The sequence below is a fragment of the Dyella thailandensis genome (assembly GCF_050749815.1).
In the GTDB taxonomy this organism is placed as follows: domain Bacteria; phylum Pseudomonadota; class Gammaproteobacteria; order Xanthomonadales; family Rhodanobacteraceae; genus Dyella_A.
Genome location: NZ_CP192735.1, coordinates 299,497 through 321,392, shown reverse-complemented (window position 1 = coordinate 321,392; position 21,896 = coordinate 299,497). Strand labels below are relative to the sequence as shown.

General features: G+C 68.4%; 9 protein-coding genes. 4 read left to right on the top strand and 5 right to left on the bottom strand.

All coding sequences use genetic code 11. The features are described 5' to 3' along the window. Positions 1-23: 23 nt before the first annotated feature. From pgm to ACQVBX_RS01340, 3 genes are all read right to left on the bottom strand, one after another. Complete coding sequence (gene pgm / locus ACQVBX_RS01350; protein WP_431636107.1) at positions 24-1,673, bottom strand: phosphoglucomutase (alpha-D-glucose-1,6-bisphosphate-dependent); 1,650 nt, start codon at positions 1,671-1,673, stop codon at positions 24-26. A gap of 127 nt (positions 1,674-1,800) precedes the next feature. Then, on the bottom strand, positions 1,801-3,459 hold the full coding sequence (gene pgi, locus ACQVBX_RS01345; RefSeq protein WP_431636106.1) for a glucose-6-phosphate isomerase: 1,659 nt from the start codon (positions 3,457-3,459) through the stop codon (positions 1,801-1,803). A 149-nt stretch (positions 3,460-3,608) separates the two neighbouring features. Continuing rightward, the gene (locus tag ACQVBX_RS01340; protein ID WP_431638089.1) at positions 3,609-12,092 is read right to left on the bottom strand and encodes a GH36-type glycosyl hydrolase domain-containing protein; all 8,484 of its coding nucleotides are present in this window, start codon (positions 12,090-12,092) and stop codon (positions 3,609-3,611) included. Between the two features lie 426 nt (positions 12,093-12,518). Here ACQVBX_RS01340 and ACQVBX_RS01335 point away from each other — a divergent pair, with 426 nt between their 5' ends. Continuing rightward, positions 12,519-13,409, top strand: coding sequence for a cytochrome b/b6 domain-containing protein (locus ACQVBX_RS01335; protein WP_431636105.1), 891 nt, complete (start codon positions 12,519-12,521; stop codon positions 13,407-13,409). Further along, complete coding sequence (locus tag ACQVBX_RS01330; RefSeq protein ID WP_431636104.1) at positions 13,402-14,157, top strand: molybdopterin-binding protein; 756 nt, start codon at positions 13,402-13,404, stop codon at positions 14,155-14,157. The genes ACQVBX_RS01335 and ACQVBX_RS01330 overlap by 8 nt, the downstream gene beginning before the upstream one ends. 177 nt (positions 14,158-14,334) lie before the next feature. Here the strand turns inward: ACQVBX_RS01330 and ACQVBX_RS01325 are convergent, their stop codons facing one another. Further along, positions 14,335-14,670 carry a GNAT family N-acetyltransferase gene (locus ACQVBX_RS01325; protein ID WP_431636103.1) on the bottom strand — a complete coding sequence of 112 codons (336 nt, stop codon included), beginning with the start codon at positions 14,668-14,670 and terminating at the stop codon, positions 14,335-14,337. Between the two features lie 133 nt (positions 14,671-14,803). Continuing rightward, on the bottom strand, positions 14,804-16,420 hold the full coding sequence (locus ACQVBX_RS01320; RefSeq protein WP_431636102.1) for an alpha-glucosidase family protein: 1,617 nt from the start codon (positions 16,418-16,420) through the stop codon (positions 14,804-14,806). A 926-nt stretch (positions 16,421-17,346) separates the two neighbouring features. Here ACQVBX_RS01320 and ACQVBX_RS01315 point away from each other — a divergent pair. Together ACQVBX_RS01315 and ACQVBX_RS01310 are read left to right on the top strand one after the other, a co-directional pair. Further along, positions 17,347-20,262, top strand: coding sequence for a TonB-dependent receptor (locus ACQVBX_RS01315; RefSeq protein ID WP_431636101.1), 2,916 nt, complete (start codon positions 17,347-17,349; stop codon positions 20,260-20,262). Positions 20,263-20,375: 113 nt separating this feature from the next. After that, positions 20,376-21,887 carry a tryptophan halogenase family protein gene (locus ACQVBX_RS01310; protein ID WP_431636100.1) on the top strand — a complete coding sequence of 504 codons (1,512 nt, stop codon included), beginning with the start codon at positions 20,376-20,378 and terminating at the stop codon, positions 21,885-21,887. The last annotated feature ends 9 nt before the right edge of the window (positions 21,888-21,896 follow it).

The window sequence follows — 21,896 nt, the reverse complement described above, 5'->3', positions numbered from 1 at the left end:
AAGGCTCCGGGAAAGCGCCGGCGTCAGGAGGCCAGCGCGCTGTCGACCATCTTATTCGCCTCGGCGATGAGGCTACGCAAATGGTTCTCGTCCCGGAAGCTTTCCGCGTAGATCTTGTAGATCGCCTCGGTGCCGGACGGTCGCGCAGCGAACCAGCCCTGCGCCGTCATCACCTTGATCCCGCCGATTGCCGCGCCGTTGCCCGGCGCCTTGTCCAGCACCGCGGTGATCGGATCACCGGCCAGCTCGGTGCCGCTGACCTGCGCCGGCGACAGCTTGCCCAGCCGCGCCTTCTGCTCGGCGCTGGCCGGCGCGTCCACGCGGTCGGAGTACGGCGTGCCGAGCTCGGCAGTGATGCCCGCATACAGCTCGCCCGGGTCGCGTCCGGCGCGGGCGGTCATTTCGGCCGCCAGCAACGCGGGCACCAGGCCGTCCTTGTCGGTGCTCCACACGCCGCCGTCCATGCGCAGCAGCGAGGCGCCCGCGCTCTCTTCGCCACCGAAGCCGAGCGAGCCGTCGAACAGGCCGTCGGCGAACCACTTGAAGCCCACCGGCACCTCGTACAGCCGCCGCCCCAGCCGCTCGGCCACGCGATCGATCAGCGAACTGCTGACCACCGTCTTGCCCACCGCCGCGTCGGCACGCCAGTGCGGACGATGGCGAAACAGGTAGTCGACCAGGGTGGCGAGGTAATGGTTGGGCAGCATCAGTCCGCTGCTTCTTGCGACGATGCCGTGGCGGTCGTGGTCGGTGTCGCAGGCGAAGGCCACGTCGAAGCGGTCCTTCATCGCGATCAGCCCGGCCATCGCGTACTTCGACGAGGGATCCATGCGGATCTTGCCGTCCCAGTCCACGCACATGAAGGCGAACTGCGGGTCGACCACCTCGCTTACCACGGTGAGATCGAGCCGGTAGCGCTCGGCGATCGGCCCCCAGTAGTGCACGCCTGAGCCGCCCAGTGGATCGACACCGAGCTTCAGCCCCGCCGCACGGATCAGGTCGAAGTCGACGATGTTCGCCAGGTCCGACACGTAGCTGGCCACGTAGTCGTGCTCGATCACCCGCGACGAGCGACGCGCCTGCGCGTAGGGCACCCGGCGCACGCCGTTGAGCCCCTCGGCCAGCAGCGCGTTGGCGCGATCCTGGATCCAGCGGGTGACGTCGGTGTCGGCCGGGCCGCCGTTGGTCGGGTTGTACTTGTAGCCGCCGTCGGCCGGCGGGTTGTGCGAGGGCGACAGCACGATGCCGTCGGCCAGGTGGTCGGTCCGGCCGCGGTTGTAGGTGAGGATCGCGTGCGACAGCACCGGCGTGGGCGTGTACGGCGTGCCGGCCGAGATCATGGTGGTGACCTCGTTGGCCACGAACACTTCCAGCGCGTGCTCGAACGCCGGCGCGGAGAGCGCGTGCGTATCGATCGCCACGAACAGCGGGCCGTCGATGCCCCGCATGGCGCGGTAGTCGCAGATCGCCTGGCTGATCGCCAGCACGTGCGCGGCGTTGAAGCTGCGGCTGAGCGAGGAGCCGCGATGGCCGGAGGTACCGAACGCTACCCGCTGCGCCGGGTCGGCCGGATCGGGAACGAGGTCGGCATAGGCGGCGAGCAGTTGCGGCACGTCGATCAGGATCGACGCGGGGGCCGGCTTGCCGGCGAGCGGGCTGAGGGTCGGGCTCATGGTTTCTCGAAGAAGTTCACGGAATGCAGCGGTGCGCGAAGCCCCTTGTAGGAGCCGCCTCGGCGGCGATGCTTTCTCTCGGCACAAGCCAAGAGCATCGCCGCCGAGGCGGCTCCTTCAGAGGACGTCAAATCCCGTCGCGCAGCGCGCGATAGCGACGGATCAAGGCGTTGGTGGAGCTGTCGTGGGCGAGTTCGGTATCACTGCTGGCGGTGAGTTCGGCGGCCGTGCGCTTGGCCAGCACCTTGCCCAGCTCCACGCCCCACTGGTCGAACGAGTCGATGCCCCACACCACGCCCTGCACGAAGGTGGCGTGCTCGTACAAGGCCACCAGTGCGCCAAGCACGTGCGGGGTGAGCCGCTCGGCCAGGATCGTGGTGCTGGGCCGGTTGCCCGGGAAGGTCTTGTGCGGCACCAGCGCCTCGGCCACGCCTTCGGCGCGTACTTCCTCCGCCGTCTTGCCGAACGCCAGCGCCTCGCCCTGGGCGATCAGGTTGGCCATCAGCAGATCGTGCTGGTCGCTGCCATCGGGCAGCGGCAGCGCGCTGAGCGGCCGACCGAAGCCAATGAAGTCGCAGGAAATCAGCCGCGTGCCCTGGTGGATCAGCTGGTAGAACGAGTGCTGGCCGTTGGTGCCCGGCTCGCCCCAGTAGATCGCGCCGGTGGCGTAGCCCACGCGGCGCCCGTCCAGCGTCACGCCCTTGCCGTTGCTCTCCATGGTGAGCTGCTGCAGGTAGGCGGGGAAACGCTTCAGGTACTGCTCGTACGGCAGCACGGCGACCGTCTCGGCGCCGAGGAAATTGGTGTTCCAGATCCCGATCAGCCCCATCAACGCCGGCAGGTTGCGCTCCAGCGGGGCGCTGCGAAAATGCTCGTCCATCGCATGGAAGCCGGCGAGCAGGTCGCCGAAGCCGTCCGGGCCGATCGCCAGCATCGTCGACAGGCCGATCGCCGAATCCATCGAGTAGCGACCGCCGACCCAGTCCCAGAAGCCGAACATGTTGGCGGTGTCGATGCCGAACTTCGCCACTTCCTTTTCGTTGGTGGACACGGCGACGAAGTGCCGGGCGATCGCCGCCTCGTCCTCGAGCGCCGCCAGGCACCAGCGTCGCGCAGCCTGCGCGTTGGCCAGCGTCTCCAGCGTGGTGAAGGTCTTGGAGCAGACGATGAACAGCGTCTCGGCCGGGTCCAGGTCGCGCGTCGCCTCGACGAAGTCGATGCCGTCCACGTTGGAGACGAAGCGGAACGTGAGCTCGCGCTGGCTGTAGTGGCGCAGCGCCTCGTAGGCCATCACCGGGCCCAGGTCCGAGCCGCCGATGCCGATGTTCACCACGTTGCGGATGCGCTGGCCGGTGTGGCCCAGCCAGGCGCCGCCGCGCACCTTGTCGGCTAACGTGGCCATGCGTTCGAGCACGGCGTGGACAGCGGGAACCACGTTCTCGCCGTCCACCTCGACCCTCGCATGTGCGGGCGCGCGCAGCGCCGTGTGCAGCACGGCGCGATCCTCGGTGACGTTGATCTTCGCGCCGTCGAACATCGCCACGATACGCCCGGCCAGGTCGCAGGCCTCGGCGAGCTGGCGCAGCAGGTGCAGGGTTTCGTCGTCCACGCGCTGCTTGGAGTAGTCCATGTACAGTCCGGCCGCCTCGGCAGTGAAACGCTCGCCACGGCTGGGATCGGCGGCGAACAGCTCGCGCAGGTGGCGGTCGCCGCAGCGCTCGCGGTGCGCACGCAGGGCCTGCCATGCCGGCAGCTGGGTCAAGTCGGGAGTCGGGGATGGGGTCACGGGCGTTCCGTCGTCGAGGGTGGCTTTCCGGCATTCGCCGGCGAGAAAAAACACGGGCAGCTGGCCGCCTAGATTAGCGCCAAGCGCCCACCGCGGCGGCAGCCGTCCGGCCCATGATCCGGATCGCGCGCGCATGCCGCGTCAAGGGCTCACGCCTCGATCTCGATGCGATGCTCGCCCCCGTCGTCCACCAGCGCCACCGTATCGCCCTCGATCGGCACGCCGTTGACGCGGATCCGCGCCGCCCCCGGCACGGGGCCGGCGCGCACGATGATGCGGTAGTCGGTTTCGCGGTGCCGGTACGCCAGCTCGAATCCGCCCCAGCCCGGCGGCACCACCGGCGCCACGCGCAGTGTCTCGCCCTCGATGCGCAGGCCCAGCAGCGACTCGACGATCAGCCGGTACATCCAGCCGGCCGAGCCGGTGTACCAGGTCCAGCCGCCGCGCCCCTGATGCGGCGGCACGCCGTACACGTCGGCGGCGACCACGTAGGGCTCCACCTTGTACACCTCGATGTCGCCCGCGCCGCTGCCGTGGTTGACCGGGTTGATGATGCCGAGCAACTCCCACGCGCGCGCGCCGTCGCCCAGCGCGGCGAAAGCCATCGTCGCCCACACCGCGGCATGCGTGTACTGGCCGCCGTTCTCGCGCACGCCCGGCACGTAGCCCTTGATGTAGCCCGGATCGAGCTCGGAGCGGTCGAACGGCGGCTCCAGCAGCTGGATCAGCCCCGCACGCCGCCGCACCAGATGCCGGTCCAGCGATTCCATCGCCTGTCGCCGACGCGCGTCGGGCGCCGCGCCGGACAGCACCGACCAGCTCTGCGCGATGGAATCGATGCGGCACTCCGCGTTGGCACTGGAACCCAGCGGCGTGCCGTCGTCGAAATACGCGCGGCGATACCAGGCGCCGTCCCAGCCGTGCGCTTCCAGCGCATCGCGCAGCGCGGCCGCCTCCATCTCGCACAACTCGGCAAACGGGCTGTCGCCATGCCGCCGCGCGGTGACCGCGAAGCGGTTGAGCACCTCGTGCAGGAAGAACCCCAGCCATACGCTCTCGCCGCGGCCGCGTTCGCCGACCCGGTTCATGCCGTCGTTCCAGTCGCCGGTGCCGATCAACGGCAGCCCGTGCGGGCCGCGTGGGCGGCTGTGCTCGATCGCGCGCACGCAGTGCTCGTACAACGTGGCCGACTGTTCCGAGCGCGTCGGCAGGTCGTAGTACGACTCCTCCTCGCGCTTCACCGGCCGGCCTTCGAGATAGCCCACGCGCTCGTCCAGCACGCCGGTATCGGCGGTGGTGTGCACGTAGTGGCCGGTGGCGAGCGCGAGCCACAGGTAGTCGTCCGAGCAGTGCGTGCGCACGCCGCGGTCGGTGGGCGGGTGCCACCAGTGCTGCACGTCGCCGTCAGTGAACTGGTGCGCTGCGCTGAGCAGCAGGTGCTGCCGCGCGCTGTACGGGCTGGCGTGGACCATCGCCATGGCGTCCTGCAGCTGGTCGCGGAAACCGAACGCGCCGCCGGACTGGTAGTAGCCGCTGCGCCCCCAAAAGCGCGAGGCGATCACCTGGTAGATCAGCCAGCCGTTGGCGAGCACGTCCACCGCCGGATCGGGCGTGCGCACCTGCACCTTGCCCAGCGTCCAGTGCCAGTGCATGCGCACCTCATCCAGCGCGGCCGCCGCCGCGGCCGACCCGCGGAAGCGCTGCACCAGATCGCTGGCCCCGGCCTGGTCGCGCGCGGCGCCGAGCCGGAACACCACCTCGCGCGTCTCGCCCGGCGCCAGCTCGAACGGCAGCTGGATCGCCCCGCAGGGATCGAGCCCGGGGCCGAGCCGGCCGGACAGACTGGCCTGGCCCATCGCCGCCGGCGCACGCAGGTTGCCGTTGCGACCCAGGAACTCGCGGCGATCGCCGGTGACGCTGCGCGTGCCGCCATCGGCATCGAAGAAGCCCACCCGGCCGCCGAAATCCATGTGGTAGGCGTTGCGGGCGAACAGCGCACCGGTGGCCGGGTCCGATTCGGTGACCACGTGCATCGCCGATTTCGCGCGCACGTCGCCTAGCACCCATTCCACGTAGCCGGTGGCCGACAACCGGCGCGGCTGGCGGGTGGTGTTGCGCAGGCGCAGCACCGAGAACTTCACTGGCGCGTGCAGCGCCACGTACACCCACAGCTCCGAGGCGATGCCGTCTTCGACGTGCTCGAACACCGAGTAACCAAAGCCGTGCCGTGTGACGTAGCGACCGGTACCGCGACGCGGCAGCGGCGTGGGCGACCAGTAGTGCCCGCTCTCCTCGTCGCGCAGGTAGATCGCCTCGCCGCTGGCGTCGGTCACCGGGTCGTTGTGCCACGGCGTGAGGCGGAATTCGTGCGCGTTCTCGCTCCACGTGCACGCGCCGCCACTCTCCGACACCACGCAGCCGAAGCCCGGATTGGCCAGCACGTTGCACCACGGCGCGGGGGTCGGCCGGCCCGGTTGCAGCACGATCACGTACTCGCTGCCGTCGCTGCTGAAACCGCCGTAGGCGTTGGTCAGCTGCAGCGTGGCCAGTTGCGGATCGGGTCCCGCCTGCGCCGCGGCCGGCGGCTCCGGTGCACGAATGCGGGTGGGGTCGAAGCGCGGCAGCGGCGGCTCCACCCGGCGCCGCTCCAGCTGCTCGGCCAGCGAGCCGCGGGTGTCGCTGAGCACCACCCGCGCCACCGAGCGCACCAGCACCCGGTCCTCCACCGACAGCTGCTGCGCCGGGCGCACGAAGATGCCGCCGGGGCGATCGATCAGGCTCGCTTCCGTGCCCGAGGCGATCAGCCCCATGATCAGGTCCTGCAGTTGCTGGCGGTAACCGGCCTGGTCCTCGTTCCAGATCACCAGGTCCACCGCCAGCCCCTTGAGCCGCCAGTACGCGTGCGCCTGCACCAGCTGGCGCACCAGTTCGATGTTGCTTGGGTCAGTCATGCGCAGCAACACGATCGGCAGGTCGCCGGAGATCGACTGCCCCCACAGGCCGGACTGCCCGCGCCGGTTGGCCTGCAACACGCCCGGCTCGGCGCGCAGCGAGGTGTTGGCGTAGATGATCGAGGCGGCCATGCGCTCGTACAGCCGCGCGTCGCCCGGCACCGCGTTGAGCTGCTGCAGCAGCACCTGGCTGTGCGTCCAGGCCAGGTCGAACACGCGATCGGCGATGTGGCGGTCGCGGAACTTTTCCGCCAGATGACGGCAGGCCTCGTCGCTGTCGGCCACGCCGGTGACGATGTCGATCGTGGCCGACTGCTCCGGCGCCAGCGTGATGCGGCAGCGGATCGCTACGATCGGGTCGAGCACCGAGCCATCACTGTTGCCCAGCTGTGCCTGCAGCGGATCGCTCAGCGCCTGCGGCTGCGCCAGGTTGCGACCGCGGCCGATGAAGCGCGCGCGATCGGTCTCGTAGGACATCGATTCCACCCGCACGTCGTGCACCGCCACCAGGTGGCACATCCACGGCACCACCTCGCCGGCCGAGCGCGGCCGGCGGGTGCAGATCAGCGCCTGCGCGGCGGGCAGCCACGCGGTCTGCACGAACAGGTTGCTAAAGGCCGGATGCGCCGCGTCGGCCGCCGCCGGCGCAATCACCACTTCGGCGTAGGTGGTGAGCTCGATGGTGCGCGCGGTGCGGCCGCGGTTGGTCAGGCGCACGCGGCGCAGCTCGATGTCGTCCTCGGGGCAGACCACGATCTCGGTATGCGCGTCGTAGTCGCGCTCGCGCACGCGGAACTCGGCGCGCGCGTCGGAAAAGATCGCCTCGAAGTGCTCCGGCCGGTGCAGCGTGGGCTGGTGCGCGGTGGACCAGAACGCGCCGGTCTCCACGTCGCGCAGATAGCAGAACTGGCCCCAGTGGTCGCTGCTGATGTCCTCGTGCCAGCGCGTCACCGCCAGGTCGCGGTGCCGGCTGTAGCCACCGCCGCCGCTGCTCACCATCACGTGGTAACGCCCGTTGGAAAGCAGCTGCACGGCCGGGCGTGGCATGTCCGGGTCGGTGAACACGCGCAGCGTGCTCTCGGCTGCGGCGCCTTCCACCGGCTGGATCGGGAAGCCGGTGGCATGGCGATATTCCGCCGCCGTTTCCGGCACGCGCTCCTGCAGCAGCAGCGCGCTGGCGCGGAATTGCGGGTCGGCCTCGAAGCGCTTCTGCATCGGCTGGTCCAGCAGCGCGTAGGCCAGCGAGAGCAGGCTCATGCCCTGGTGATGCGCCATGAACGAGCGCACCACCACCGCGCTCTGCCCGTGCGGCAGCCGCGCCGGGGTGTAGTCGATCGCCTCGTAGAAACCGAAGCGGCCCAGCCGCTCCTCCTGTGCCAAGCGCTCCAGATTGGCGCAAGCCGCCGCCGGCGCCACCATCAATGCCATGACGCTGGCGTAGGGCGCGATCACCACGTCGTCGCCCAGCCCGCGCTTGAGGCCCAGACCGGGCACACCAAACGCGCGGTACTGGTAGTTGAGCTGCACGTCGACCGTGTTGTAGCCCGACTCGGACACGCCCCACGGCACGCCGAGCTGCTGGCCATACTCGATCTGCCGCGCCACGGCCGCGTGGCAGGTTTCGTCCAGCAGCGTGCCCTCGATGCTGGGCATCACCAGCATCGGCATCAGGTACTCGAACATCGAGCCGGTCCACGACAGCAGCACCGGCCGCCCACGCGTGGTGGTGGTGAGCAGGCGGCCGAGGGTGAACCAGCCCTCCTGCGGCAGCTGGCCCTGCGCGATCGCCACGTAGCTGGCCAGCCGCGCCTCGGAGGCGAGCAGGTCGTAGAAGCTGGCGTCGAGACGGCGCTCCTCGACGTTGTAGCCGATGGCGAGCAGGTCGCGCCGGCGGTCGTACAGAAAGCTGAAATCCATCACCGCCAGCTCGCCGGCCAGCGTCGCCAGCTGCTGCAACTCGGCGATCCGGGCGCAGGCGCGGTCGCACACGCTGTCGGTACCCTGCCGCGCCGGGTCGGTATCCGCGGCCAGCTCGCGCAGGGTCGGTAGGTTGCCGGAGGGCGCGCGGTCGGCCAGGTAGTCGAGCTCGCCCAGCACGTCACGCACCTGCTCGAGCAGGCGGCCGTACCAGAGCTCGCCCTCGTCGCGGGTGTCGGTAGCGAAGTGCGAATGCATCGCCACGATGGCCGCGTGGATCGGGCGCACCACCGCCAGCGCCTGCGCCAGTGAGTCCGGCGGTGTGTCGCGCGCCTCGTCCAGCCGCTGCATCAGCTCGCCGCAGGCGGCCACCAGATAGTCGTCGTCCGGCCGCGCGTCCACCAGCACGTCGAGCGTGTCGGCCAGGCCGTCGAGCAGGCGCGGGTGGAACACCGGGGCATCGATCAGCGCGAGCAGGCCGGGGCGCAGGGTCAGCAGGTGGCCGGCGAGGTTGCCGCTGTCCACGGCCGACACGTACTGCGGCGCCAGCGGCTGCAGCGACACGGTGTCGTACCAGTTGAAGAAGTGCCCGCGGTAGCGCGGCAGGCCCTGCATGGTGTGCAGTGCGTCGGCGGTGCGCTGGATCAGCCGGCCCACGGTGAGGTAACCGAAGTCGTAGGCGGCCAGGTTCGACAGCAGCGCCAGGCCCATGTTGGTCGGCGAGGTGCGGTGGGCGATCGCCTCGGCCGGATGCTCCTGCATGTTGTCCGGCGGCAGCGCGTTGTCCTGGCTGCCCACGTGCACTTCGAAGAAGCCCCAGATGCGTCGCGACAGCATGCGCAGGAAGCGCCGCTGCGAAGCGCTGGGCACGAACACCTCGCGTCGCTGCGGCTGTCCGGAGTACCACACCAGCACCGGCGCCAGCGCCCACAGGGCGAGCAGCGGCGCGGCCACCGGCAAGGCCGGCAGGCGGAAGAACGCCAGCGTCACCGCCGCCGCGATCGCCAGCGCGGGATTGATCCACATCCGGCGCACGATCACCGCCAGCGCGCCACCGGCGTCCCGCGTGCTGTCGCGCGACGGGCGCCACTGCAGCAGATGGCGCCGGCTGATCAGCATCCGCCACAGCGAGCGCAGCACCGCGTCGAGGCTGTACAGCGCCTCGTGCGGCAGCGTCATGACCCAGAACCCCGCACGCAGCCCTTGCGCCACCGCCGCGCGCACGGCGAGCCGCAGATGTGCGCGCCACTGCACGTCCGGCGATTTCTGCACCAGCACCAGCATCGTGCCCAGCACCGGCATCAGCACCACCAGGCCGAGGATGGCGACGGTCCACGACACCACCTGCGCCACCCCCAGCCAACCCACCAGCAGCAGCAGCACGAAGGCCGCCGGCACCAGGCTGCGGCGCAGGTTGTCCAGGATCTTCCAGCGCGACAGCGCCGACAGCGGATTGCGCCGCCAGCCATCGGGGCCGGGCGCGCGCGGGAACAGCCACGGCAGGATCTGCCAGTCGCCGCGGATCCAGCGATGACGCCGCTGGCTGTCGATCAGATAACTCGACGGGTAGACCTCGTACAGCTGCACGTCGGACAGCAGCCCGGCGCGTGCGTAGGCACCTTCGATGAGGTCGTGGCTGAGGATCGCGTTGTCGGGAAAGCGCTGCCTCAACGCCAGCTGGAAGGCATCGATGTCGTAGATGCCCTTGCCGATGAACGAGCCTTCGCCGAACAGATCCTGATAGACGTCCGACACCATGCGCGTGTACGGGTCGATGCCGGCCTCGCTGCCGAACAGCTGGGCGTAACGCGAGCGCGCCGCGGCCGGCAGACTCACTCCCACCCGCGGCTGCAGGATGCCGTAGCCGCGCACCACGCGACCCAGCGCGGCGTCGTACACCGGGCGATTGAGCGGATGCGCCATGGCGCTGGCGAAGCGCTGGGCCGCATCGCGCGGCAGCTCGGTGTCCGAGTCCAGCGTGATCACGTAGGTGACCCCGCGCAGCGCGGTCAGGTCGCCGACGATGCGGGCGAAGCGCTCGGCGCCCGCACCGCGCAGCAGCGCGTTGAGATCGCCCAGCTTGCCGCGCTTGCGCTCGTGGCCCATCCACAGGCGATCGGGTGCGTGGTAGGTGCGGGGGCGGTGGAACAGGAAGAACCGGTTCTGTCCACCGTTGGCGTACGTGGCGTTGAGCGCCTCGATGCGCGACACCGCCCGCGCCAGCAGCGCGGCATCCTGCGGCAGGGTTTCGCTGCCCGCGTCGGTGTAGTCGCTGAGCAGCCCGAAGTAGAGGTTCGGGTCGCGATTGGCCAGATAGCGCACCTCCAGCGCATCGGCCAGCTCGTCCACGTCGGCCAGGCTGCCAAACAGGGTGGGAATGACCACGAGCGTGCGCGCGTGGTCGGGAATGCCCTGGGCGAAATCCATCCGCGGCAGGATCGCCGGCGGTGCAAACACCGTCGCCAGCCAGTTCACCAGCCCGGTGGCGAGCTGGCTCACCACCAGCAAGGCCGGCAGCGCCAGCAGCAACAGCATCCACAGCGGCGCATGATTCTGCGCCATCGCCTCCAGCAGCGGTTCGGCCATCAGCACGCTGAGCAGCGCGATCAGCCCCAGGTACGCCGGCAGCGGATCGCGCGCCGCGCGGCGGCCGATCCGCGCCAGCAGACCGAAACGCAGCTGCAGCACCCGTTCGAGCTCGGTGCGCCCCTCGTCCACCAGGTAGTAGCCCACGTGCGCCTCGATGCCGGGCGCTGCCTCCACCGCCGCCGCGCGATGGGCGAGCGCAAGCGCGCTGCGCGCCACCTCCGACTCGGAGCGCCCGCTGCGCCGGGCCAGGTGTTCGATCACGTGGCGGTAGTGGTCGCGCGTGGCGAAATCCATCGCCGCGTGGATGCCGGCCGGATCGCTGCGCAGCAGGTTCTCCACCACGCTGAGCCGTTCGACGAAGGCGTGCCAGTCGACCGCCGCCAGATGCCGCAGGCTGCCGATGCTGTTGCCGATGGAGACCTGGTCGGCGGCCTGCTGCTGGGCATCGATCTGCACCTGGTGCTCGACGCTGGAACCGCTCTCGGCCAGACGCTGCTCCAGCCACGTCAGCGGCATCGCCAGCCCCGGCCCCTGGCCCTGCAGCCGGCGCGCCAGCTCGGCCACGAAGGCGCTGGCCATCGGCGGATTCGAGCGCGCCATGTCGGCCACGCCCAGCACCACGCTCTTGGCATCGTGCTCGGCGATCTCGGTGATGGTGTCGGCCCACTGGCAGGCGAGCTCGCGATGGCTGCCGTCGGCGATGACGCGCGCCGCGACCCGGCGCAGGTTCTCGATCAGCGCCAGGCGCAGCATGATCGGGATCGCCCACAGCTCGCCCAGCGTCAGCGGCTGGATGCCCTGGTAGGCACCGATGAAGCGCCCGAGGCTGTCGTCGTCCACCCGGCCGTCGCCGTGCGAGATGATCTCCAGCGCCAGCTCGTACACCCGCGGCCAGCCCTCGGCGCCGCCATCGGCCAGGCGCGGCAGCTCGCGGTTGTAACCCTTGGGCAGATGCCGCTGGGCAGTGCGGATCTGCTCCTCGACCAGGTAGTAGTTGTCCAGCAGCCATTCGCCGGCCGGCGAGACGCGGCGATTGGTCTGCGACACGGCGGTGAGCGCCTCGCAGGCCTCGGCCAGCACGCGGGCGTTGTCATCGAGCCGGCGCAGCAGGCGGTCGGAAGTGGAACGCGGACTGAGCCGGTGCCGCCGCGCCAGCAGCACTCCGTGCAGCTCCATCTGTTCGGCGCTGAACAGCTCGCCGCGCAGCGTCGGCTCGTCGCCTTCGGCACCGGCCGGGGCGCTGTCCGCGGTGGAACGCACCGGGGGGTGAAAGGCCGATCTGTGCTCGATCTTCAAGGCGCTCGACTCCTGCGGAAGAAGCCGTCGCGTGCCCGCGCGGCGGGCGCGGGCACTGGCAGCCAAGGCACGAAGAGGCGACCGGCCCGGCCCGCCGCCCGCTCCGTGCGGCATGGATACGCCTGTGCACGTGAAATCCTGGTTCGGCCGGGCTCGGGCCCGAACGGGCGATGTAACCGCCGTCGACCCCGCGGCGAATGGCTGGTACGAATGCAGCCAGTGTCCGCAAGGGGGACCGATGAGCAGTTACACGCGGCGCTACACTGCCGCCACCGCCGATCCGGCCGTCCCACCCGGGGGGAAAGCATGAGCGCACCTGTGGAAACCGTCGCCGTACCGGCCGGGCGCGCCCGCAGCCGGCTGGTCTACCGGCACAGCTGGCCGATCCGCATCATGCACTGGGTCAACGTGGTCGCCCTGTCGATCATGTTCATGAGTGGCCTGCAGATCTTCAACGCGCACCCGAGCCTGTCGCTGGGCAATCGCTCCGACCCCGGCAAGGAGATCCTGGCGATGGGCGCGCGCACCGACGCCAACGGGCAACTGGTCGGCGTCACCCGCGTCGGCCAGCACGAGTTCGTCACCACCGGGTTGTTCGGCGTTTCCAACGGTCTGGACGGCAAGCCGCAGGTACGCGGCTTTCCCTCCTGGCTCACCGTGCCTGGCTCGCGCTGGCTGGCGATGGGCCGGCAATGGCACTTCTTCTTTGCCTGGGTCTTCGTGCTCAACGGCTTGTGCTATGTCGGCTACTCGATCGCCCGCAAGCATCTGCAGCGCGACCTGATTCCCACACGGTCGGACTGGCGCGGCATCGGCCGCTCCATCGTCGACCACCTCAAGTTCAAACACCCGCACGGCGAGGAAGCGCTGCGCTACAACATCCTGCAGCGGCTGGCCTACCTCACGGTGATCTTCGTTTTCGGCATCGGCGTGGTGCTGATGGGGCTGGCGATGTCGCCACGCCTGGACGCGGTGCTGTCGCCGCTGGTGGAGGCCGTCGGCGGCCGGCAGACCGCGCGCACCATCCACTTCATCATCGCCTGGGGTTTCGTGGCGTTCGTGCTGATCCACGTGTTCGAGGTGCTGATCAGCGGCGCGTTCAATCAGCTGCGCGGCATGATCACCGGCTGGTACCGCATCGACGAAGACCCGACCAGGCCAGCCACCAAGACCACCGCGGAGAGCCGCCATGACTGACCGCCGCTCGTTTATCCGCATGGCGATCATGGGTACCGCCGGCGTGATCGTCGCCGGCTGCGACCGCATCTCGCAGAGCGACTGGGGCCCGAAGGTGCTGAACAAGGCGCAGGGGCTCAACCGCCGCGTGCAGGCGCTGCTCGCCCCGTCCAGCGCGATGGCCAAGGAATACACCGAGGCCGACCTCTCGCCGGTGTTCCGCTCCAACGGCACCGCCATGCCCACCACCGAGGTGTACCAGTCGCTGCTGGCCAACGGCTTCCGCGACTACCGCCTGCAGGTCGGCGGCCTGGTCGATCGTCCGCTGTCGTTCTCCATCGACGACCTCAAGCAGATCGAGCAAGTGGCGCAGATCACCCGCCACGACTGCGTGGAGGGCTGGAGTGCGATCGGCAAGTGGCACGGCATACGGCTGTCGCACGTGCTGGACAAGGTGGGCGTGAAATCGAACGCGCGCTACGTGGTGTTCCACTGCTACGACGAGATGGACCCCGGCGAGCCGTACTACGAGAGCGTGGACATCCCCGAAGCCCGCCACCCGCAGACCCTGCTGGCCTGGGGCCTCAACAACCAGCCGCTGCCGATCAAGAACGGCGCCCCGCTGCGCCTGCGCGTGAGCCGCCAGCTCGGCTACAAGCAGGCCAAGTACATCGCCCGCATCGAACTGGTCGACTCGTTCGCCCACATCGCCGGCGGCAAGGGCGGCTACTGGGAAGACTACGGCTACGAGTGGTACGCAGGAATCTGAGCGACTGCGTCGCGACAGGGCACAAGCTCGCTCCTGTAGGAGCGACTTCAGTCGCGATGCTCTTTGTCGCTCCCCTCGTCACGGCTGAAGCCCCTCCCGCAACCCACCGAAAGCCCACCTACCCTGTAGGAGCGACTTCAGTCGCGATGCTCTTCGCCCCCGCCCCGACCGCCGCGCCTACAACGTCAGCGTCATGAAGCAACTGTACGGATCGTCGACGTAACCGCTAAAGGGCCCGCAGGGGGCAAAGCCCGCCGCCGCATACAAGCGATGCGCCGGCTCGAACGCCGCAGCCGTGCCGGTTTCCAGGCTCAGGCGGCGATAGCCGCGCCGGCGCGCCTCGGCCACGATGTGTTCCAGCATCACGCGCGCCGCGCCCTTGCGCAGATGCGCCGCCGCCGTGCGCATCGACTTCACTTCGCCATGCTCGCCATCGAGCTCCTTCAGCGCGCCGCAGGCCAGCAGTGCCTCGCCGTCCCACAGCGTCCAAAAGCTCATGCCCGGTGCGCGCAACCCGTCCAGGTCGAGGGCATGGATACTTTCCGGCGGCGAGTGCAGCGCTACGCCGGCCAGGTGCTCGCGCAGCAGCGCCTACACCGCTTCATCGCTCAGCTCACCCGGACGGACCAGGAACGCCATCGGCCGCTCACCCGATACGGGCGTACATCAGCGCATGCGCGGGCAGCTGCAGCATGCCATCGGCGAGCGAACCGGCAGCGAGCCCGTGGCCGTCCAGCGCCGTCAGCGTACCGAGCGAGCCCACGTCCAGTGACGCCGGCTGCGCACCGAGGTTGAACGCAGCGAACACCGTCTCGCCGTCCAGGGTGCGGGTAAACGCCAGCACCGGTTCGGGTGCATCGACAAAGCGGATGTCGCCCCAGCACAGCGCTGGCTGCGTGCGGCGCCAGTGCATGAAACTGCGGAAACCCTTGAGCGCCGAATGCGGCGCGCCTTCCTGGTGCTGCACCGAACGCGCCGCGTGGTCGGCAGGCACCGGCAGCCACGGCGCGACGCTGCTGAAGCCAGCGTGCAGGCGGTCGTCCCACGGCATCGGCGTGCGACAACCGTCGCGACCCTTGAAGTTGGGCCAGAACGCGATGCCGTAGGGATCGCGCAGCGCCTCATAGGGAACGTCCGCCTCGGTCAGCGCCAGCTCTTCGCCCTGGTACACGCACACCGAACCGCGCAGCGAACAGACCATCGCGGTGAGCAGGTTGGCCAGCTGCGGCGAGGCGTCGCCGTTGCCCCAACGCGAGAGCACGCGCTCCACGTCGTGGTTGGAGATGGCCCAGCACGGCCAGCCTTCGGTCATCTGCGCTTCCAGCCGCTCGACCGTGCCGCGGATGTACGCGGCGCTGAAATCGTCGGTGAGCAACTCGAAGCTGTAACCCAGGTGCAGCCGCCTGCCGCTGGTGTATTCGGCCATCGTCGCCAGCGAGTCTTCCGAGGAGATCTCGCCGAGTGCGGCGGCGTCGCCGTACTTATCCAGCAACGCGCGCAGCTCCTCCAGGAACTCCAGGTTCTCCGGCTGCGTGTTGTTGTACCAGTGGCGCTGGAACGCGTACGGGTTGTCCGGGCTGAAGCCGCGCCCCACGCGCTCGTGCGGCGGCTTGGGCGGGTTGTTACGCAGCAGCTTGTCGTGGAAGCAGAAGTTGATTGCATCCAGCCGCAGGCCGTCGACGCCGCGATCGAGCCAGAACTTCACGCTGTCCAGGATCGCCGCGCGCACGGCCGGATTGTGGAAGTTCAGATCCGGCTGCGAGGTCAGGAAGTTGTGCAGGTAGTACTGGCCACGGCGCGGCTCCCACTGCCAGGCGCAACCGCCGAACAGCGACAACCAGTTATTCGGCGGCGTACCGTCTTCGCGCGCGTCGGCCCACACATACCAGTCGGCCTTGGGGTTGTCGCGGCTGGCCCGGCTCTCCTGGAACCACGCGTGCTCGCTCGAGGTGTGGCTGAGCACCTGGTCGATCATCACCTTCAGGCCGAGCGAGTGCGCCTTGGCCAGCAGCCGGTCGAAGTCGGCGAGCGTGCCGAACAGCGGATCGACGTCGCGGTAGTCGGCGATGTCGTAGCCGAAGTCGGCCATCGGCGACTTGAAGAACGGCGCGATCCAGATCGCCTCCACGCCGAGCCCCGCCACGTAGTCGAGTCGCTCGACGATGCCCGGCAGGTCGCCCACGCCATCGCCGTTGGTATCCAGGAAACTACGCGGATAGATCTGGTAGATGACGGCTCCGCGCCACCACGGTTGCTTGTGCATGCATTGATCCCGACGTCCGCGCCGGTGCCCCCCGTTGGGCCGCGCGTGCTACCCGAGGCAGCGATGGCGGGCAGCTTAATTGCCCGCCCCCTGCCGCCGACCATTCTGCATACGTATTCATGGCAATTGGACGGCGCCGCAGCCCTTGTGGCGCATGGTGCGACGCCACATCCGACGTCGCGCAGCGCTCGAGCCGACGCGCGAAACGCGGTTCATCGCTCATGTGCGACCTATGCATTCGCTTCGCGGCGCGAGGCGATGGATACCCCGCAAAGTAGGTCCGCCTGCTGCCCCCGGTGCGACGCCATGGGGCGTGGCGCACGCTACCGAAACCACTTGCTGCGACAGCGGCGGGACCGCGCCAGGCTTCAGTTTTCCCCTCGATCGGCGAACAGCGATCAATCCCTTCCTGCGCGCGCCGGCGGCACGCTTTTCCGCCACCCAGCGTACCCGTGTCGACTCGTATCGAAAGAGCGGTATGGACGTCCAAACGCCGGGACGCCCATACCGTTTCCGTGCCGCACGCGACGCGCTACGAAGCACGTAGGTTCACCGCACCTCTGCGCTGACGGCCACGACGAAGCGCGCACCACCCCCAATGTCCCGCGCCGGGTGCATGGCGCGACCATCGACAAATATTGCCGCGTCGCACCATCCCGCAATGGCGTTACGGGATAACGATGGAAACGTTTTCTTTGCGAACTGACTATTGCGTTGCGGCAAGAAAAAATATCAGTTGCAACAAAGTGATAGGCGCATGACGGATTGTTATGAATACGTATGCAGGTTTGCGCTGCATCGCCTGACCCGGGACTAACATCCCGCCCCGACGGCACAACCATAACGTCGTTCGCAACGGGCAGGCCTGGGTCGACTCCAACGGCACTCCCGGCGAAATCAAATCGATTTTCCAAGGGGAGGCGTACATGTTGAATCTCAAGCGCAATCTGCTCAGCGCGGCGCTGGCATCGGCCATGTTCATGGTGGCAACGCACGCTCAGGCGGATGCCGCATCGGCACCGGGCCCGCAGTCCAGCGACAGCGCGCAGAACACCGACCAGTCGGCCACGCAGAGCCAGGACGGCAAGAAGACCGACACCAAGCGTGGCGCCACCAAGCTGCAGGCCGTCGAGGTCAGCGGCTTCGTGAGCAGCCTGGAGAACTCCACCGCGGTCAAGCGCAACGCCGACTCGATCGTCGAGGCCGTCTCGGCCGAACAGATCGGCAAGCTGCCGGGCGTGTCCATCGCCGACACGCTGGGCCGTCTGCCTGGCCTGGCCGTGCAGGAAGTGAGCGGTCGCCCGCAGGTGCTGACCATCCACGGCCTGGGTCCGGACTTCTCCACCGCGCTGGTCAACGGCGGTCAGCAGGTGTCGACCTCCAACAACCGCGACGTGCAGTTCGATCAGTACCCCTCGAGCTGGTTCAACACCGTGGTGGTGCACCTGAGCCCACAGGCTAACCTGATCGGCCAGGGCCTGGCCGGCACGGTCGACATGCAGACCATCCGCCCGCTGGAAAAGGACAAGGCCGAAGCCGCGGTCAACGCGCGCTACATCTGGAACGACCAGTCGCAGCTGTCCAAGGGGCCGGGCGTCAGTGACAAGGGTTACAACCTCAACGGTGTGTGGGTGAACCAGTTCGCCGACCACACGGTGGGCGTCACCCTCGGCGTGGACTTCGAGAAGAACCCCGCGCAGATCCAGCATCAGGCCCCCTGGGGTTACCCGACCGACAATGCGGTGGCCAACGGCAATGCCGTGGTGGGTGGCGCGAAGAACTACGGCATCTCCGACACGATGAAGCGCAACGGTCTGCTTGCCACGGTGCAGTGGCAGCCGAACGAGCACTACACCGGCACGATCGACATGACGTACACCAACTTCAAGGAAGTGCAGCAGGCCAAGGGCATGGAGCTGCCGCTCGCCTGGGGTTCGGCCACCCTGCAGCCCGGCTACACCACCAGCAACGGTCTGATCACCAGCGGCACCTACACCACGCTCTCGCCGGTCATCCGCAACGACTACAACAGCACCAGCGCGCGCGTCTACAACTTCAACTGGGACAACAAGTTCCACATCAACGAAGACTGGTCCGCCGACCTGGTGGGCAACTACTCGCGTGCCACGCGTGACGACATCAACCTGGAAAGCTATTCGGGCTTGGGCTTCAACAAGAGCGGCCCGACCGACACCATCGGCTTTGTCGAGCGCAACGACGGCTTGCTGTACGTCACCCCGTCGCTGGATTACACCAACGGCGTGGTGTTGACCGACCCGCAGGGCTGGGGCGGTGGCAACGACCTGGTGCAGGCGGGCTTCATCAACGCGCCGCACACCGTCGATTACCTGGCCAACCTCAAGCTGAGCGTGCAGCGTGACTTCGCCAGCGGCCCGTTCTCCAGCCTGGAGGTCGGCGTGGCGCACAGCACGCGCAACAAGACCTACCACATCGACCAGACCTTCCTGACCCTGGGCGGCGGCACCATCAGCGGCGGCAATGCGGTCACTTCGGCACCGTACAGCGGCACCGATTGCAGCCCGCTGGCATGGATGGGCATCAGCCAGCAGCTTTGCTACGACCCGCTGGCAGAGATCAGCAACGGCACCCTGGTTGGCGTGCCGACCTTCGGCTCCTCGCTCAACACCCCGCCGGACTGGAAGGTGCGCGAGAAGGTGCTGACGCCGTACTTCCAGTTCAACCTCGACACGAACCTGGGCAACACGGTCACCCTGCGCGGCAACTTCGGCATGCAGATGCAGCACACGTCGCAGCGCGGCGTAGGCGAGCGCGTCGCTCCGGGCAGCGCCATCACCGGCAATGCGATCTCGCTGATCCCGGTCGAGGGCAGCATCAGTTACAACAAGTACCTGCCGAGCGCCAACCTGATCTTCGGCTTCAGCAGTAATGACGACGTGCGCGTCAGCGCGGCTCGCACCCTGGCTCGTGCCCGCATGGACCAGATGAACCCCGGTCTCACGGTTCACGCAGACATCAGCCACCTGTCCTCTACCGATCCGAACCAGGCGTACTTCAAGGCCGACGGCGGCAACGCAAAGCTGAAGCCGACCATGGCCGACAACTACAACGTCAGCTACGAGCACTACTTTTCGGGTGACTCGTCCGGCTTCGCGTGCAACTCGTCCGACAACAAGAACTCGGACCTGTGCCGTACCGGCGGGGGTGGTTACTTCTCGGTGTCGGGCTACTTCATCGCCCTGCACGACTACATCAACCCGAACGCGGCGTTCCTCTACGACTTCAGCTCGTTCCTGCCGTTCGGCCTGACTCCGGCCCAGGAGGCCCAGCTGGGCACGACGATGGGCACCATCTCCGGCCCCACCAACGACGGCCGCGGCTACGTGAAGGGCGCCCAGGTCACCCTGAACCTGCCGGGCGGTTTGATCACCCCGGCGCTGAACGGCTTCGGCGCGATCTTCACCGGCAATCGCACCAAGAGCTCGCTGGTGTACGGTGGCAACCCGGATCCGATCACGGTACCGGGCCTGTCCAAGTGGGTCGCCAACGGCACGGTGTACTACCAGCACGCCGGATTCGAGGCACGTATCAGCGACAACTATCGCTCCAGCTTCCTGGGCGAAGTATCGGGCATCAGCGCCTCGCGCATCCTGCAGACGGTGGCCGGCGGCAGCACCTATGACGCCCAGGTCAGCTACACCTTCGACCATGGTCCGCTGGACGGCCTGACGGTCATCGCCCAGGGCTCGAACCTGTCGAACAAGATCTTCACCACGTTCCAGAACAACGACCCGCGCCAGGTGCTCACCTGGGAGCGCTACGGTCGCCGCTACGAGGTAGGCGTCTCCTACAAGTTCCAGTAAGCCGCAAGGCTTCCTCCCCACCGGCCCCGTTGAGTGCATCCAACGGGGCTTTTTTTTGACAAGTCGCCGGCCAGCCGCTAACCAGCGTTTTACCGGCGAGCAGGAGGCAGTGCATGCAGGCCCATCCCATCCAGCGCGTGGTCATCGTCGGCGGCGGCACCGCCGGCTGGATGACCGCCGCACTCCTCGCCAAGGCACTTGGCCCGAGCGTGTCGATCCGCCTGATCGAGTCCGACGAGATCGGCATCGTCGGCGTGGGCGAGGCCACCATTCCGCAGATTCGCCACATCAACCAGTTCCTCGGCATCGACGAGGACGCCATGCTTCGCGCCGTGCGCGGCACACTCAAGCTCGGCATCGAGTTCAACGACTGGCGGCGGATCGGCGACTCCTACCTGCACGCCTTCGGTGACATCGGCCTGCCGTTGGGCCTGGCGCCGTTCCAGCATTATTGGCTGCGCGATCGCCAGCAGCGCGGCAACGAGGCGCCGGACCTGTGGAGCTATTCGATCAACGCCGAGGCCTGCCGGCAGATGCGCTTCGGCCGCATGGAACGCGTCGGCAGCAGCCCGCTCACCGGGGTGCGCTACGCCTATCACCTCGACGCCGGCCTGTATGGCCAGTACCTGCGCACGATGTGCGACCCGCGCCAGGTGCAGCGCACCGAAGGAAAGATCGTCGACGTGCGCCTGCGCGCGGACGACGGCTTCATCGACTCGCTGCAATTGGAGAGCGGCGAGATCGTCGAGGGCGATTTCTTCATCGACTGCTCGGGCTTTCGCGGCCTGCTGATCGAAGGCGCGCTCAAGAGCGGCTATGAAAACTGGCAGCAGTGGCTGCCATGCGATCGCGCCGTGGCGGTGGCCAGCGAACGCGTGGCGCCAATGCGCCCGTACACCCAGGCCAGTGCCCGCACCGCCGGCTGGCAGTGGCGCATCCCGCTGCAGCACCGCAACGGCAATGGCCACGTGTACTGTAGCGAGTACATCAGCGATGACGAAGCGACCGCCACCTTGCTCAAGCACCTGGACGGCAAGCCGCTGGCCGAGCCGCGCATGTTGCGTTTCACCACCGGCATGCGGCGCAAGAGCTGGAACCGCAACTGCGTGGCACTGGGCCTGGCCAGCGGCTTCATGGAGCCGCTGGAGTCGACCAGCATCCACATGATCCAGTCCGGCATCAGCCGGCTGATCTCGCTGTTCCCCGATCGCCATTGCGACAGCGCACTGAGCGATGAGTACAACCGCCTGACCCGGCTCGAATACGAGAGCGTGCGCGACTTCCTGGTACTGCACTACCGCGCCACCGAGCGCGAGGACACACCGTTCTGGCGCCACTGCCGCGCCATCGGCATGCCCGAGCACCTGGCGCGCCGGGTGGAGCTGTTTCGCCAGAGCGGGCAGATCTTCCGCCACGGCGAGGAGCTGTTCACCGAGGTCGGCTGGCTACAGGTGCTGATCGGCCAGGGCATCGAGCCGCAACGTTACCACCCGGTGGCCGATGCGTTGCCCGCTGGCGAGCTGGACGGCTTCCTCGGCAACATGCGTACGCTGATCCAACGCGCCGTGCAGACCTTTCCGGGCCACGAGGCCTTCGTCGCCACGCACTGCCGCGCCGAGGGTTGAGCGCGGCGG